11 protein-coding genes are annotated in these 14,625 nt (G+C 59.9%); 6 read left to right on the top strand and 5 right to left on the bottom strand.

Annotated features, from left to right (window positions below):
* The first annotated feature begins 44 nt into the window (after positions 1 to 44).
* From hisG to hisC, 3 genes are all read left to right on the top strand, one after another.
* Complete coding sequence (hisG, locus tag AB4N74_RS28625) at positions 45 to 680, top strand: ATP phosphoribosyltransferase (protein ID WP_007912384.1); 636 nt, start codon at positions 45 to 47, stop codon at positions 678 to 680.
* A gap of 125 nt (positions 681 to 805) precedes the next feature.
* The gene (gene hisD / locus AB4N74_RS28630) at positions 806 to 2,143 is read left to right on the top strand and encodes a histidinol dehydrogenase (RefSeq protein WP_414926667.1); all 1,338 of its coding nucleotides are present in this window, start codon (positions 806 to 808) and stop codon (positions 2,141 to 2,143) included.
* A gap of 3 nt (positions 2,144 to 2,146) precedes the next feature.
* On the top strand, positions 2,147 to 3,199 hold the full coding sequence (gene hisC, locus AB4N74_RS28635) for a histidinol-phosphate transaminase (protein ID WP_460097911.1): 1,053 nt from the start codon (positions 2,147 to 2,149) through the stop codon (positions 3,197 to 3,199).
* A gap of 193 nt (positions 3,200 to 3,392) precedes the next feature.
* Here hisC and AB4N74_RS28640 read toward each other — a convergent pair whose 3' ends face one another.
* The 3 genes from AB4N74_RS28640 to algW all read right to left on the bottom strand — a co-directional run bounded on the left by AB4N74_RS28640 (position 3,393) and on the right by algW (position 7,476).
* Positions 3,393 to 4,112 (bottom strand): DUF4198 domain-containing protein, encoded by a 720-nt coding sequence (locus AB4N74_RS28640; RefSeq protein WP_460097912.1) that lies wholly within the window; start codon positions 4,110 to 4,112, stop codon positions 3,393 to 3,395.
* A gap of 12 nt (positions 4,113 to 4,124) precedes the next feature.
* Complete coding sequence (locus AB4N74_RS28645) at positions 4,125 to 6,230, bottom strand: TonB-dependent siderophore receptor (protein WP_460097913.1); 2,106 nt, start codon at positions 6,228 to 6,230, stop codon at positions 4,125 to 4,127.
* 88 nt (positions 6,231 to 6,318) lie between these two features.
* Entirely contained in the window at positions 6,319 to 7,476 is a 1,158-nt protein-coding gene (algW, locus tag AB4N74_RS28650; protein ID WP_093436001.1) for a Do family serine endopeptidase AlgW, read from the bottom strand.
* A 103-nt stretch (positions 7,477 to 7,579) separates the two neighbouring features.
* On the opposite strand from algW, the gene AB4N74_RS28655 reads away from it, so the two are divergent.
* From AB4N74_RS28655 to cysN, 3 genes are all read left to right on the top strand, one after another.
* On the top strand, positions 7,580 to 8,338 hold the full coding sequence (locus AB4N74_RS28655; protein WP_099758011.1) for a Nif3-like dinuclear metal center hexameric protein: 759 nt from the start codon (positions 7,580 to 7,582) through the stop codon (positions 8,336 to 8,338).
* Between the two features lie 253 nt (positions 8,339 to 8,591).
* Positions 8,592 to 9,509 carry a sulfate adenylyltransferase subunit CysD gene (gene cysD, locus AB4N74_RS28660; protein ID WP_007912374.1) on the top strand — a complete coding sequence of 306 codons (918 nt, stop codon included), beginning with the start codon at positions 8,592 to 8,594 and terminating at the stop codon, positions 9,507 to 9,509.
* A 9-nt stretch (positions 9,510 to 9,518) separates the two neighbouring features.
* On the top strand, positions 9,519 to 11,417 hold the full coding sequence (gene cysN, locus AB4N74_RS28665) for a sulfate adenylyltransferase subunit CysN (RefSeq protein ID WP_460097914.1): 1,899 nt from the start codon (positions 9,519 to 9,521) through the stop codon (positions 11,415 to 11,417).
* Between the two features lie 173 nt (positions 11,418 to 11,590).
* On the opposite strand, the gene AB4N74_RS28670 is transcribed toward cysN, so the two are convergent.
* Entirely contained in the window at positions 11,591 to 12,496 is a 906-nt protein-coding gene (locus AB4N74_RS28670) for an acyltransferase (RefSeq protein ID WP_460097915.1), read from the bottom strand.
* Positions 12,497 to 14,596 (bottom strand): phosphate acetyltransferase, encoded by a 2,100-nt coding sequence (gene pta, locus AB4N74_RS28675; protein WP_460097916.1) that lies wholly within the window; start codon positions 14,594 to 14,596, stop codon positions 12,497 to 12,499.
* Positions 14,597 to 14,625 lie beyond the last annotated feature (29 nt).

The following is a 14,625-nucleotide window of genomic DNA, read 5'->3' on the forward strand; positions in this document are numbered from 1 at the left end:
ATTGCGACCGGACATGAGTACCTTGATAAGGACTGACGTTTCCCATGTTGACCATCGCACTGTCCAAGGGCCGCATCCTTGACGACACCCTGCCGCTTCTTGCCGAAGCGGGCATCGTGCCGACCGAGAATCCGGACAAGAGCCGCAAGCTGATCATTCCCACGACCCAGGACGACGTTCGTCTGCTGATCGTGCGCGCCACCGATGTGCCGACCTATGTCGAGCATGGCGCGGCCGACCTTGGCGTTGCCGGCAAAGACGTGTTGATGGAGTACACCGGCCAGGGCCTCTACGAGCCACTGGATCTGCAGATCGCCCAGTGCAAGCTGATGACCGCCGGCAAGATCGGCGCGCCGGAGCCAAAAGGCCGTCTGCGCGTGGCGACCAAATTCGTCAATGTGGCTAAGCGTTACTACGCCGAGCAGGGCCGTCAGGTCGACATCATCAAGCTGTACGGCTCGATGGAGCTGGCGCCACTGATCGGTCTCGCTGACAAGATCATCGACGTGGTCGACACCGGCAACACCCTGCGCGCCAACGGCCTGGAACCTCAGGAACTGATCGCCACGATCAGCTCGCGCCTGGTGGTCAACAAGGCTTCGATGAAAATGCAGCACGCCCGAATCCAGGCGTTGATCGATACCCTGCGCAACGCAGTGGAATCGCGACACCGCGGCTGATTCACCTGCGCGACGTTAAGTCGCGCCCGTCTATCCGCCTCATAGCCAGAATCTCAGGTGCCCAAGCGGAAACGACTGCTAAGTTAGGGCGCCTGAGTTTTTGCCATTCCTATGAGGCTCTCGCTATGACCGCACCGACTGCAATTCGCCGACTCAACGCTGCTGACCCGGATTTCGCGCATCATCTGGATCATCTGCTGAGCTGGGAAAGTGTGTCTGACGACTCGGTCAATCAGCGCGTGCTGGACATCATCAAGGCTGTGCGCGAACGCGGTGACGCGGCGCTGGTCGAGTTCACCCAGAAGTTTGATGGCCTTGAAGTCGCTTCGATGGCTGACCTGATCCTGCCGCGTGAGCGTCTGGAACTGGCTTTGACCCGCATCACCGTGCCCCAGCGCGAAGCCCTGGAAAAAGCCGCGGCCCGTGTGCGCAGCTATCACGAAAAACAGAAGCAGGATTCCTGGAGCTACACCGAAGCCGACGGCACCGTGCTGGGCCAGAAGGTCACGCCGCTGGATCGCGCAGGCCTGTATGTGCCGGGTGGCAAGGCGTCGTACCCGTCGTCGGTGCTGATGAACGCGATTCCGGCCAAGGTCGCCGGCGTGACCGAAGTGGTCATGGTCGTGCCGACCCCGCGCGGTGAAATCAACGAACTGGTGCTGGCGGCCGCATGCATTGCGGGTGTCGACCGGGTGTTCACCATCGGTGGCGCACAAGCGGTTGCTGCTTTGGCCTATGGCACCGAAAGCGTGCCGCAGGTTGACAAGGTTGTTGGCCCGGGCAACATCTATGTCGCCACTGCCAAGCGCCACGTGTTCGGTCAGGTCGGCATCGACATGATCGCCGGGCCTTCGGAGATCCTCGTGGTGTGCGACGGCCAGACCGATCCGGACTGGATCGCCATGGACCTGTTCTCGCAAGCCGAGCACGACGAAGACGCCCAGGCGATTCTGGTCAGCCCGGATGCCGAGTTCCTCGACAAGGTCGCCGCCAGCATCAACAAACTGCTGCCGACCATGGACCGCGCGACCATCATCGAAACCTCGATCAATGGCCGTGGTGCATTGATTCACGTGAAGGACATGGCCCAAGCCATCGAAGTCGCCAATCGCATTGCCCCTGAGCACCTGGAATTGTCGGTCGCCGATCCGCAAGCCTGGCTGCCGCAGATCCGCCACGCCGGTGCGATCTTCATGGGCCGTCACACCTCCGAAGCCCTGGGCGATTACTGCGCAGGCCCGAACCACGTGCTGCCGACCTCGGGCACCGCGCGGTTCTCCTCGCCGCTGGGCGTGTACGACTTCCAGAAGCGTTCGTCGATCATCTTTTGCTCCGAGGCCGGTGCTTCCGAGCTGGGTAAAACGGCGTCGGTATTGGCCCGTGGCGAGTCGCTGAGCGCCCACGCGCGCAGTGCTGAATACCGCATCAAAGACGAAGACTTTCTACAAGGGCAGGGGAACTGAGCGATGAGCAAATTCTGGAGCCCGTTCGTCAAGGATCTGGTGCCGTACGTACCGGGCGAACAGCCGAAGCTGACCAAACTGGTCAAGCTCAACACCAACGAAAACCCGTACGGCCCGTCGCCAAAAGCCTTGGCAGCGATGCAGGTCGAACTGAATGACAACCTGCGTCTGTACCCGGACCCGAACAGCGACCTGCTGAAAACCGCCGTCGCCCAGTATTACGGTGTGCAGAGCAATCAGGTGTTCCTTGGCAACGGTTCGGACGAAGTGCTCGCGCACATTTTCCACGGTTTGCTGCAACACGATCAGCCGCTGTTGTTCCCGGACATCAGTTACAGCTTCTATCCGGTTTACTGCGGTTTGTACGGCATCGAGTTTGATGCGGTGCCGCTGGACGCGCAGTTCCAGATCGATCCGGCCGACTACGCCAAGCCGAATGGCGGGATCATCTTCCCTAACCCGAACGCGCCAACTGGCTGCCTGCTGGCGCTGGACGCGGTTGAGCAGATCCTCAAGGCCAGCCCGGATTCGGTAGTGGTTGTGGATGAGGCGTACATCGACTTCGGCGGCGAGACGGCGATCAGTCTGGTGGACCGTTATCCGAACCTGCTGATTACACAGACCCTGTCCAAGTCGCGCTCGCTGGCTGGTTTGCGCGTTGGTTTTGCGGTCGGCCATCCCGATCTCATCGAGGCGCTGGAGCGGATCAAGAACAGCTTCAACTCCTATCCGTTGGATCGTCTGGCGATTGTCGGGGCGGCAGCGGCGTTTGAAGATCGTGAGCACTTCGACAAGACCTGCCGTCTGGTCATCGAGAGCCGTGAGTGGGTGATTGCACAGTTGCAGGCCAAGGGTTTTGAAGTGCTGCCGTCGGCGGCTAACTTCATTTTTGCCCGGCATCCGCAGCATGATGCGGCGGGGCTGGCGGCCAAGCTGCGTGAGCAGGGCGTGATTGTGCGGCACTTCAAGCAGGAGCGGATTGCGCAGTTCCTGCGGATTTCGATTGGCACGCCGGAGCAGAATCAGGCGTTGATCGACGGGCTTGGCGACCTATAAAAGCAAAAGCCCCTCACCCTAGCCCTCTCCCAGAGGGAGAGGGGACTGATTGGGGGATGCTCCCGAGTTGCACCGACCTGAACTTGCTTTACCGAATCCATAATCGACTCGGTAATTCAGGTCGATGCATGACGCCTTACAACTCGGTCGGCTCCCTCTCCCTCCGGGAGAGGGCTGGGGTGAGGGTCTGCTCTTATTCGTGATGCGCTTCGCCAAGGAAGGTCAGTGAGCTAAACAAGCCGCGACTGTTCACATCCGCACTGTCCTTCACCGGCACCTCGACCTGCGCCGCAATCACATTCAACCCTTCATTCCTCACCAATACCTGCGCCCGACCATCCTTGTCAGTCTCGGTGCTCAACGTGTTCGGCGCATTGCGATAGTCGCCAATCAACTTCACACCCGCCGCCGGTTTGCCATCGAGCAGCACCCGCACCGGTAATGATTTCCCTGGCCCCACGCTGAGCGGATCAACCTCCGGAAGAATCAGCAATTTGATCTGATCCAGTTTTGGCAACTTCGCTCCCGGCTGATAAATCGCCAGGCTGTATTTGAACGTCTGCGTCGCTTCGACAGCGCCCGGCACTTTGCTCCGGCCTTCGTTGACCCACTTTTTGTCAGCAGTCTGCGACCACATGCCGTTGTTCAGCGCCACGGCCAGGACGGCCGGAGCTTTCAGTGGTTTCAGTCGTGCGTGATCCGTCAGGCGCTCGACGCTCACCGGAATCATCTTGCCGCTCGCGTCGTAAGCCCACGCGCCGCTGATCTTCTGCGCCTTGAACGCGTTGTCCTCAGCGCCATGACCGTAGACCACTTCGATATTGCCGCGCCGTTGCTCAGTCCACAGGCCATGGGCCGAGACCTGACCGGCGAACAGCGCGGCGATAAGTACAAGGGATTTGCCGTATTGCATGGTGACGTCCTTTTACAGGTTGAGAGTCAGGCTGACGGTGAAATTGCGCGGCTCACCGGGGTTGACCCAGTAGTTGCTGTAGGAGCGCTCGTAATACTTCTCGTCGAAGAGGTTGTTCAGGTTCAGGCCGACAGTGACGTTATCGCTGGCCTTGTAATGCGCGAGCAGGTCGACGGTGTGATACGCCGGCAATTCGAAGTCGCTGCCGGATTCTCCCGAGCGATCGCCGACGTAGGTGAACGCTGCACCGACGTCCGAACCACGCAAATGGCCATCCTGAAATTCGTAAACACCGAGCAGACTGCCGCTACGCTTGGCCACGCCGAGGATGCGGCTGCCGGTGGAAATCACCGCGTCGCCCTTGGTCACTTCGGCGTCGATGTAGGCGAAGGCGCCGATGACTCGCACCGCATCGGTGACTTGCCCGGTGACCTGCCAATCGAAGCCGCGACTGCGTGCCTTGCCCATGGCGCGGCTGGTGTCGGTGGCCGGGTCGAGGGCGAGAACGTTTTCTTTGTCGATGTGGAAGAAGGCGAGGGTGCTGCTCAGGCGTTCGTCGAACAGCTCGTTCTTGATCCCGACTTCGTAGCCGACGCCTTCTTCCGGGTCGAAGGATTTGCCGGCGGCGTCGAGGCCATTGTTCGGTTTGAACGAGGTCGAGGCGTTGGCGAACAATCCGGTTTCCGGCGTCAATTGATAGAGCAGGCCGACCCGCTGGGTGAGCGCGTCGTGGCGTTGGTTGCTGGTGGCGTTGCGGCTGTGATCGTCGATGTGCTGATCAAAATGCTCGAAGCGTGCGCCGATCATCCCGCGCAGTTTGTCGGTGAAGACGATCTGGTCCTGCAGGTTCAGTGCATGACTTTCGACCTGTTCGAAGAAGTCAGTGCCCGACCGCGCACCGCTGGGTTTCGGTTGGCCGTAGATCGGCTTGTAGATGTCGATGGCGTAGGGGCCGCCAGCAATAGTGGTGACGCGCTCGTTCTTGCGGAAGTTTTCGTACTCGGTGCCAATCAGCAATTCGTGTTGCCACGGGCCGAGATCGAATAAGCCGCGCAGTTCCAGTTGGGTGATGCTGTCGTGCCAATTGGTGTCGCGCTCGCGATAGCGGCGGTTGACGGTGCGGCCGTTGGCGTTCAATGGACGACTTTCCGAAGCATCGCCCCAGAGTTTGCCTTCCTTGTAATGACTGGCCAGACGCAGCTTCCAGCTGTCGTTGAGGTGATGTTCTAGCGTGGCCTGAAGCAGATTGTTGTGATTATCGATGTTGCCGTCGTTGGGTTCGCCAAGGAAAGTCGAGCGCGAAACACCGCTCCATTTATTGTTGGGCGCGACGATACCGCGATCAAAGGTCGAGCTGTGGCGGACGATTTCGCTTTCCACCAGCAACGACGTGTCCGGGTTCAATTGCCAACTGATCGAGGGCGCGACGAATACGCGCTGGCTGTCGACGTGATCGCGAAAACTGTTGTTGTCCTCAACCGCGAGGTTGATTCGCGACAGCACATCACCCTCATCATCCAGCGGTGTGTTGACGTCCAGCGCGGTGCGATAGCGATCCCAACTGCCGGCGCTGGTTTGCAGAGTGGTGAAGGCTTCGGCCTGCGGTTTTTTGGTGACGATGTTCACCGTGCCGCCGGGATCGCCTCGACCATACAGACTGGCGGCCGGGCCTTTGAGTACTTCGATGCGCTCGATATTCGCCGCGTCCGGCGTGCTCGGATAACCCCGGTTGGCACTGAAGCCGTCCTTGTAGAACTCCGAGGTGGTGAAGCCGCGCACGCTGTATTCGTAAAGCGTCATGCCGCCGAAGTTGTTTTGCTTGGATACGCCGCCGGCGAAATCCAGCGCGCGCTCGACACTGCTGCTGCCCAGATCCTTGAGCACGCTGGCGGGCACTACGCTGATCGCCTGCGGGATATCACGGATCGCCGTGTCGGTTTTGGTCGCGCTGGACGAGCGCGTGGCGCGGTAGCCTTTGACCGGGCCGGTCGGCGATTCGTAGTCGGAGATGACGCTGATGGCGTCGAGTTCAAGCGGCTTGGGTTCTTCGGCGAAGGCTGGATCGACCAGCAGACCAAGGCTCAGGCCGAGCAGGGAAGCCTTTGTTCGAGACGACATGTTATGTTGTTCCAATTCTTAGAATTGAAACAATATAACATGCCTGTTGAGAATGTCTTTTATTAGCGTGCTTGGCGCGAACGAAGTTTTATTCTTCTTTTTCTTTCACTGGCGCCGGTGGCGGACGCAGGCCGATTTCTGCGGTGAGCTTCAGTTCTTTGCCGTTGCGCATCACCTGGATCGTCACTTTGTCGGTCGGCTTGATCCGCGCGACCTGGTTCATCGACTTGCGACCATCTCCGGCCGGCTCGCCATCGATGCTCAAAATAACGTCACCCAGTTGCAGGCCGGCCTTCTGCGCCGGGCCATCGCGGAAGATCCCCGCGACGACAATCCCCGGACGCCCGGACAAGCCGAACGACTCGGCCAGTTCCTGGGTCAGCGGCTGCACCTCGATGCCGAGCCAGCCACGAATTACCTGACCGTGCTCGATGATCGACTTCATCACTTCCATTGCCAGTTTCACCGGAATCGCAAAGCCGATGCCCTGCGAGCCACCGGACTTGGAAAAGATCGCCGTGTTGATGCCGGTAAGGTTGCCGTTGGCATCGACCAGCGCTCCGCCGGAGTTACCCGGGTTAATCGCCGCGTCGGTCTGGATGAAGTCTTCGTAGTTGTTCAGGCCCAACTGGTTACGCCCGGTGGCGCTGATGATGCCCATGGTCACGGTCTGGCCAACGCCGAACGGGTTGCCGATGGCCAATGCAACGTCGCCGATGCGAATGTTGTCGGAGCGGCCGACAGTGATGGCCGGCAGGGTTTTCAGATCGATTTTCAACACCGCGAGATCGGTTTCCGGGTCGCTGCCGATGACGCGCGCGAGGGTTTCGCGGCCATCTTTCAGGGCGACCACAATCTGATCCGCGCCGCTGGTCACGTGGTTGTTGGTCAGAATGTAGCCTTCCGGGCTCATGATCACGCCTGAACCGAGGCTCGATTCCATGCGTTTCTGCTTTGGCGAGTTGTCACCGAAGAAGCGCCGAAACTGCGGATCCTCAAACAGCGGATGCGCCGGTTTGTTGATGACTTTGGTGGTGTAGAGGTTGACCACCGAAGGCGCGGCAATGGTCACCGCGTCGGCATAGGACACCGGGCCCTGTTGCACGCTGGTGGTTTGCGGGGCCTGTTGCAGGTTGACGTCGAGGCTCGGAAGCCCGACCCACTGCGGGTAACGCTGAATAATCAACAGAGCGATAAGCACACCGGCCAACAACGGCCAGCCGAAAAAACGCAGCGCCTTGAGCATTAAGCACGTCCTGGAAAAGTTGCAGGCGGGGTCAGACCGCCCATAATGTCGCGCATTATACGAGGCCGCGCGCGCCTCTGAACGGGATATTTAGGAGTCTTTCATGGCCGTTGCCCTCAGCACCCTCGTCGAAGAAGCCGACCGTTACCTCAGCAGCTCGAAAATTGCCGATTATTGCCCCAACGGCTTGCAGGTCGAAGGCCGGCCGCAAGTGATGCGCATCGTCAGCGGCGTCACCGCCAGTCAGGCGTTGCTGGATGCTGCCGTCGAAGCCGAGGCGGATCTGGTGCTGGTGCACCACGGTTACTTCTGGAAGGGCGAGAACCCGTGCATCACAGGCATGAAGCAGCGTCGACTGAAGACATTGCTCAAGCACGACATCAGTCTGCTCGCGTACCACTTGCCACTGGATCTGCATCCGGATGTCGGCAACAACGTGCAGCTTGCTCGCCAACTGGACATCACCGTTGAAGGGCCGCTGGATCCGGACAATCTGAAAATTGTCGGTCTGGTCGGGTCTTTGAAGGATCCGATGACCGCGCGCGATTTCGCCCGCAAGGTGCAAGAAGTCATGGGCCGCGAGCCGTTATTGATTGAAGGCAGCCCGATGATTCGCCGAGTAGGCTGGTGCACCGGTGGCGGTCAGGGCTATATCGATCAGGCCGTCGCGGCAGGCGTTGATCTGTACCTGAGCGGAGAAGCCTCCGAGCAGACCTTTCACAGCGCCCGCGAAAACGACATCAGCTTCATCGCCGCCGGCCACCACGCCACCGAACGCTACGGCGTACAGGCCTTGGGTGACTATCTGGCAAAACGCTTTGCTGTCGAACACATCTTCATCGACTGCCCTAACCCGATCTGAAAACCACCGCAAATCCCTGTGGGAGCGAGCTTGCTCGCGAAGAGGCCGTATCAGTCGCCTTCATTGTTGAATGGCACACCGCTTTCGCGAGCAAGCTCGCTCCCACATTGATCCCCATCGGCCGAACTGGTGGGCATATTCATATGCCCTTTCGTTCTAGCTAGCGTCCTGATTAGAAGAAGGTCGCTGTGCTAGGATTCCTCGCTCGAACACGGCCCGCTGGCCGTTCATAAGAAAGTTTTCGTGAGTAGCCATGGTCGACAAACTGACGCATCTGAAACAGCTGGAGGCGGAAAGCATCCACATCATCCGCGAGGTGGCCGCCGAGTTCGATAACCCGGTGATGCTGTACTCCATCGGTAAAGACTCCGCCGTGATGCTGCACCTGGCACGCAAGGCGTTCTTCCCGGGCAAACTGCCGTTTCCGGTGATGCACGTCGACACCCGCTGGAAATTCCAGGAAATGTACAAGTTCCGCGACAAGATGGTCGAAGAACTGGGCCTGGACCTGATCACCCATATCAACCCCGATGGCGTGGCGCAGAACATCAACCCGTTCACCCACGGCAGCGCCAAGCACACCGACATCATGAAAACCGAAGGCCTGAAACAGGCGCTCGACAAACATGGTTTCGACGCAGCGTTCGGCGGCGCCCGTCGCGATGAAGAGAAATCCCGCGCCAAAGAGCGCGTGTACTCGTTCCGCGACAGCAAGCACCGCTGGGACCCGAAAAACCAGCGCCCGGAGCTGTGGAACGTCTACAACGGCAAGGTCAACAAGGGTGAATCCATTCGTGTGTTCCCTCTGTCGAACTGGACCGAACTGGACATCTGGCAGTACATCTACCTCGAAGGCATCCCGATTGTGCCGCTGTACTTCGCCGCTGAACGCGAAGTGATCGAGAAGAACGGCACGCTGATCATGATCGACGACGAGCGCATCCTCGAGCACCTGTCCGATGAGGACAAGGCTCGCATCGTCAAAAAGAAAGTGCGTTTCCGTACCCTTGGCTGCTACCCGTTGACGGGCGCGGTGGAGTCCGAGGCCGAAAGCCTCACGGACATCATTCAGGAAATGCTCCTGACGCGAACTTCCGAGCGCCAGGGCCGTGTCATCGACCACGATGGCGCCGGCTCGATGGAAGACAAAAAACGTCAAGGCTATTTCTAAGGGGCTGTCATGTCGCACGCATCTGATTTGATCAGCGAGGACATCCTCGCCTACCTGGGCCAGCACGAACGTAAAGAACTGCTGCGCTTTTTGACCTGCGGTAACGTCGATGACGGCAAGAGCACCCTGATCGGGCGCCTGCTGCACGACTCGAAGATGATCTACGAAGATCACCTCGAAGCGATCACCCGCGACTCGAAGAAAGTCGGCACCACCGGTGACGACATCGATCTGGCATTGCTGGTCGACGGTCTGCAGGCCGAGCGTGAGCAGGGCATCACCATCGATGTCGCCTACCGCTATTTCTCCACCGCCAAACGCAAATTCATCATCGCCGACACCCCCGGCCATGAGCAGTACACCCGCAACATGGCCACCGGTGCGTCCACCTGTGACCTGGCGATCATTCTGGTCGACGCGCGTTACGGCGTGCAGACCCAGACCCGTCGCCACAGCTTCATTGCGTCCTTGCTGGGGATCAAACACATCGTCGTCGCCATCAACAAGATGGACCTGAAAGACTTCGATGAAGGCGTGTTCGAGTCGATCAAGGCTGACTACCTGAAGTTCGCCGAAGGCTTGAAGATGAAGCCGACCAGCATGCACTTCGTGCCGATGTCTGCCCTCAAGGGCGACAACGTGGTGAACAAGTCCGAGCGCTCGCCGTGGTACACCGGCCAGTCGCTGATGGAAATCCTCGAGACCGTGGAAGTCGCGGGCGATCGCAACTTCACCGATCTGCGTTTCCCGGTGCAGTACGTCAACCGTCCGAACCTGAACTTCCGTGGTTTCGCCGGCACCCTGGCCAGCGGCATCGTGCACAAGGGTGACGAAGTCGTGGTGCTGCCGTCGGGCAAAAGCAGCCGGGTGAAATCCATCGTCACCTTCGAAGGTGAGCTGGAGCACGCCGGTCCGGGTCAAGCGGTGACGCTGACCATGGAAGACGAAATCGACATCTCCCGTGGCGACCTGTTGGTGCATGCCGACAACGTGCCGCCGGTCACCGACAGCTTCGAAGCGATGCTGGTGTGGATGGCTGAAGAGCCGATGCTGCCGGGCAAGAAATACGACATCAAACGCGCCACCAGTTACGTGCCGGGTTCGATTGCCAGCATCGTCAACAAGGTCGACGTGAACACGTTGGAAGAAGGCCCGGCGAGCGCGTTGCAGCTCAACGAAATCGGCAAGGTGAAGATTGCGCTCGACGCGCCGATCGCCCTCGACGGTTACGAAAGCAACCGCACCACCGGCGCGTTCATCGTCATTGATCGCTTGACCAACGGCACCGTCGGCGCCGGCATGATCGTCGCGCAACCGGTGACGCATGGCATTGCCACGCATCACGGCAAACTGGCGCACGTGGCCACTGAAGAACGTGCCCAGCGCTTCGGCCAGCAACCGGCGACCGTGCTGTTCAGCGGCCTGTCGGGCGCGGGCAAGAGCACGCTGGCTTACGCCGTCGAGCGCAAGTTGTTCGACATGGGTCGTGCGGTGTTTGTACTGGATGGTCAGAACCTGCGCCATGACTTGAACAAAGGTCTGCCACAGGATCGCGCCGGCCGTACCGAAAACTGGCGTCGTGCCGCGCACGTCGCGCGTCAGTTCAACGAAGCCGGTTTGCTGACGTTGGCCGCGTTCGTCGCGCCAAGCGCTGAAGGTCGCGAGCAGGCCAAGGACCTGATCGGCAAGGATCGTCTATTGACGGTCTACGTACAGGCCTCGCCGGCTGTCTGCGCCGAGCGTGATCCGCAAGGTCTGTATGCCGCCGCTGGCGACAACATCCCGGGCGAATCCTTCCCGTACGACGTGCCGCTGAATGCCGATCTGGTGATCGACACGCAAACGCTGAGTCTGGAAGACAGCGTCAAGCAAGTGCTGGATCTGCTGCGCAAGCGTGGCGCGATCTAAGCGTTAGCGACAAACAAAAAGCCCGCCGATGAGCAATCATCGGCGGGCTTTTTTATTCGGGCATACGGCGATCAAAACTGTGGGAGCGAGCCTGCTCGCGATAGCGGTGTGTCATTCAACATTGTTGGTGGCTGATCAACCGCTATCGCGAGCAGGCTCACTCCTACAAGGGATCAGTGTTTGGCTGGGTATTCGCGGTGCATCTGTTCGAGCAACGCATCCTTGTCCAGCCACAGTTGATTGATCCAGCCCTGGAACTGCAGGCGATACTCGCCGTCCTGGTCGTAGTTCTTGCCAATGAACTGCTGGGGAATCTTCAGCTCTTCAAAGTGCACCACCACATCGCGCACATTGCCGCAGAGCAAATCCCAGAACCCCGGACGCCCGGCCGGGTAGTGGATGGTCACGTTGACGATCGACTCCAGTTGCTCGCCCATTGCATCCAGCACAAAGGCGATCCCGCCAGCCTTGGGCTTGAGCAGATATTTGAACGGCGACTGCTGCTGCGCATGCTTGCCTTCGGTGAAGCGTGTGCCTTCGACGAAGTTGAAAATCCCCACCGGGTTATCGCGAAATTTCGCACACGTCTTGCGGGTGGTTTCGAGGTCTTTGCCTTTCTTCTCCGGATGCTTGGCCAGGTAGGCCTTGGAGTAGCGCTTCATGAACGGAAAGCCCAGTGCCCACCAGGCCAGACCGATCACCGGCACCCAGATCAGCTCCTGCTTGAGGAAGAACTTCAGCGGCTGGATCTTTCGGTTGAGCACGTATTGCAGCACCAGAATATCCACCCAGCTCTGGTGATTGCTGGTGATCAGGTATGAGTGCTGGTAGTCGAGACCTTGCAGGCCGCTGATGTGCCAGCGGGTGCGGCGCACCAGGTTCATCCAGCCCTTGTTATTGCTGATCCACGCTTCGTGGGTGTGGCTCATCAACCACAGCGAGGCACGCCGGGCAAAGTCGAACGGCAGCACTTTGATCAGCGCCACGCAGAACAGAAACGAGCACAGCAGAATGGTGTTGAGTGCCAACAGCAGCGAGGCGATCACGCCGCGCACGGGTGCAGGTAGAAAATCCAGCATTTACACATCCATAGGTCGGTTGGCGGCTTGAATCGCGGTGAGGGCGATGGTGTAGACGATGTCATCGACTTGCGCACCACGCGGCAAGTCATTCACCGGTTTACGCAGGCCTTGCAGCATTGGGCCGAGGCTGACGCAATCAGCGCTGCGTTGCACGGCTTTGTGCGTGGTGTTGCCGGTGTTCAGATCGGGGAACACAAACACCGTGGCGCGACCGGCCACCTGACTGTTCGGTGCCAGTTGCCGGGCGACTTCGGCGTTGGCCGCGGCGTCGTATTGCAGCGGGCCGTCGATCAGCAGTGAGTGCTGTTGTTCGTGGGCGAGCAGGGTGGCTTCACGCACTTTCTCGACTTCTTCACCGGTGGCCGATTCGCCGCTGGAGTAACTGATCATCGCCACGCGCGGGGTGATGCCGAACGCTGCGGCCGAGTCGGCGCTTTGCAGGGCAATCTCGGCCAGTTCGGTGGCGCTTGGGTGCGGGTTCATCACGCAGTCGCCGTAGACCAGTACTTCCTCCGGGAAGAGCATGAAGAACACCGATGACACCAGCGTGCAGCCCGGCGCGGTCTTGATCAATTGCAGAGCCGGGCGGATGGTATTGGCAGTGGTGTTGATCACGCCCGAGACCAGGCCGTCGACCTCGTCCAGCGCCAGCATCATGGTGCCGATCACTACGGTGTCTTCCAGTTGCTGTTCGGCCATCGGCGCGTTGAGGCTTTTAGTCTTGCGCAAGGCAACCATCGGCTCGATGTAGCGCTCGCGAATCAGGTCTGGATCAAGAATCTCCAGCCCTGGCGGCAAGGCGATGCCTTGGGCGCGGGCCACGGCTTCGACATCTTCCGGTTTGGCGAGTAACACGCAACGGGCGATCCCGCGTTCCTGGCAGATCGCCGCCGCTTGCACGGTGAACGGCTCGCTGCCTTCAGGCAGGACGATGCGTTTGTTCGCCGCTTGCGCACGCTGGATCAACTGATAGCGGAACACCGCCGGCGACAGGCGCATTTCCCGTGGCGTGCCACAGCGCTGGTGCAGCCATTTGGCGTCGAGATGGCTGGCGACGAAATCGGTGATGATCTCCGCACGCTCGCGGTCGTCAATCGGGATTTCCTTGTTCAGGCCGTTGAGCAGATTGGCGGTGTCGTAGGAGCCAGTACTCACCGATAGCACCGGCAAACCGGCCTGCAACGCGCCACGGCAGAGGTCCATGATGCGCGGATCGGGCAGGGTGTCGCTGGTCAGCAGCAGGCCTGCCAGCGGCACGCCGTTGATCGCTGCCAGACTGACGGCGAGGATGATGTCGTCGCGATCGCCCGGCGTCACCACCAGCACGCCGGGCTTGAGCAGCTCAACGGTGTTGCGCATGGTCCGCGCGCAGATGATGATTTTGGTCATCCGGCGGGTTTCGTAATCACCGGCATTAAGCACTTGTGCGCCCATCAGGTCGGCAACGTCACGGGTACGTGGTGCGTTGAGTTCCGGCTGATAGGGAATGCAGCCGAGCAGGCGGAAATCACCGCTGCGCAGCAACGGCGAATGCTCCTTCAGGCGCGCAGCGAAGGCGTCCATGCTCTCTTCGGTCTTGACCTTGTTGAGGATCACCCCGAGGACTTTCGGGTCTTTCGGGCCGCCGAACAATTGCGCCTGCAATTCGACACGGCCGGAGAGTTCGGCGAGTACTTCGTTTTCTGGCGCCGAGACCAGAATCACCTCGGCATCCAGGCTTTTGGCCAGGTGCAAGTTGACCCGCGCGGCATAACTGGCGCTGCGGGTCGGCACCATGCCTTCGACGACCAGCACGTCTTTGCCGATGGCGGCTTGCTGATACAGCGTGATGATTTCTTCGAGCAGCTCATCGAGCTGACCGTCGCCGAGCATCCGCTCGACGTGCGCCAGGCCCAACGGTTGTGGCGGTTTCAACCCGTGGGTGCGCGCCACCAGTTCGGTGGAACGCTCGGGGCCGGTGTCACCCGGATGCGGCTGGGCAATCGGTTTGAAGAAACCGACTTTCAGCCCGGCTCGCTCAAGCGTGCGCACCAGCCCGAGGCTGATGGAGGTCAGACCCACACCAAAATCGGTGGGCGCGATAAAAAAAGTTTGCATGCGAATTCTCTAAAGTTGCATGGCAATGG

The sequence above is a fragment of the Pseudomonas sp. H3_C08 genome, from assembly GCF_054669455.1.

Bases quoted from the DNA above. Each gene is read 5' to 3' on its own strand.
- hisG (WP_007912384.1), top strand. From the start codon at position 45: ATGTTGACCATCGCACTGTCCAAGGGCCGCATCCTTGACGACACCCTG.
- hisD (WP_414926667.1), top strand. From the start codon at position 806: ATGACCGCACCGACTGCAATTCGCCGACTCAACGCTGCTGACCCGGAT.
- hisC (WP_460097911.1), top strand. From the start codon at position 2,147: ATGAGCAAATTCTGGAGCCCGTTCGTCAAGGATCTGGTGCCGTACGTA.
- AB4N74_RS28640 (WP_460097912.1), bottom strand. From the start codon at position 4,112: ATGCAATACGGCAAATCCCTTGTACTTATCGCCGCGCTGTTCGCCGGT.
- AB4N74_RS28645 (WP_460097913.1), bottom strand. From the start codon at position 6,230: ATGTCGTCTCGAACAAAGGCTTCCCTGCTCGGCCTGAGCCTTGGTCTG.
- algW (WP_093436001.1), bottom strand. From the start codon at position 7,476: ATGCTCAAGGCGCTGCGTTTTTTCGGCTGGCCGTTGTTGGCCGGTGTG.
- AB4N74_RS28655 (WP_099758011.1), top strand. From the start codon at position 7,580: ATGGCCGTTGCCCTCAGCACCCTCGTCGAAGAAGCCGACCGTTACCTC.
- cysD (WP_007912374.1), top strand. From the start codon at position 8,592: ATGGTCGACAAACTGACGCATCTGAAACAGCTGGAGGCGGAAAGCATC.
- cysN (WP_460097914.1), top strand. From the start codon at position 9,519: ATGTCGCACGCATCTGATTTGATCAGCGAGGACATCCTCGCCTACCTG.
- AB4N74_RS28670 (WP_460097915.1), bottom strand. From the start codon at position 12,496: ATGCTGGATTTTCTACCTGCACCCGTGCGCGGCGTGATCGCCTCGCTG.
- pta (WP_460097916.1), bottom strand. From the start codon at position 14,596: ATGCAAACTTTTTTTATCGCGCCCACCGATTTTGGTGTGGGTCTGACC.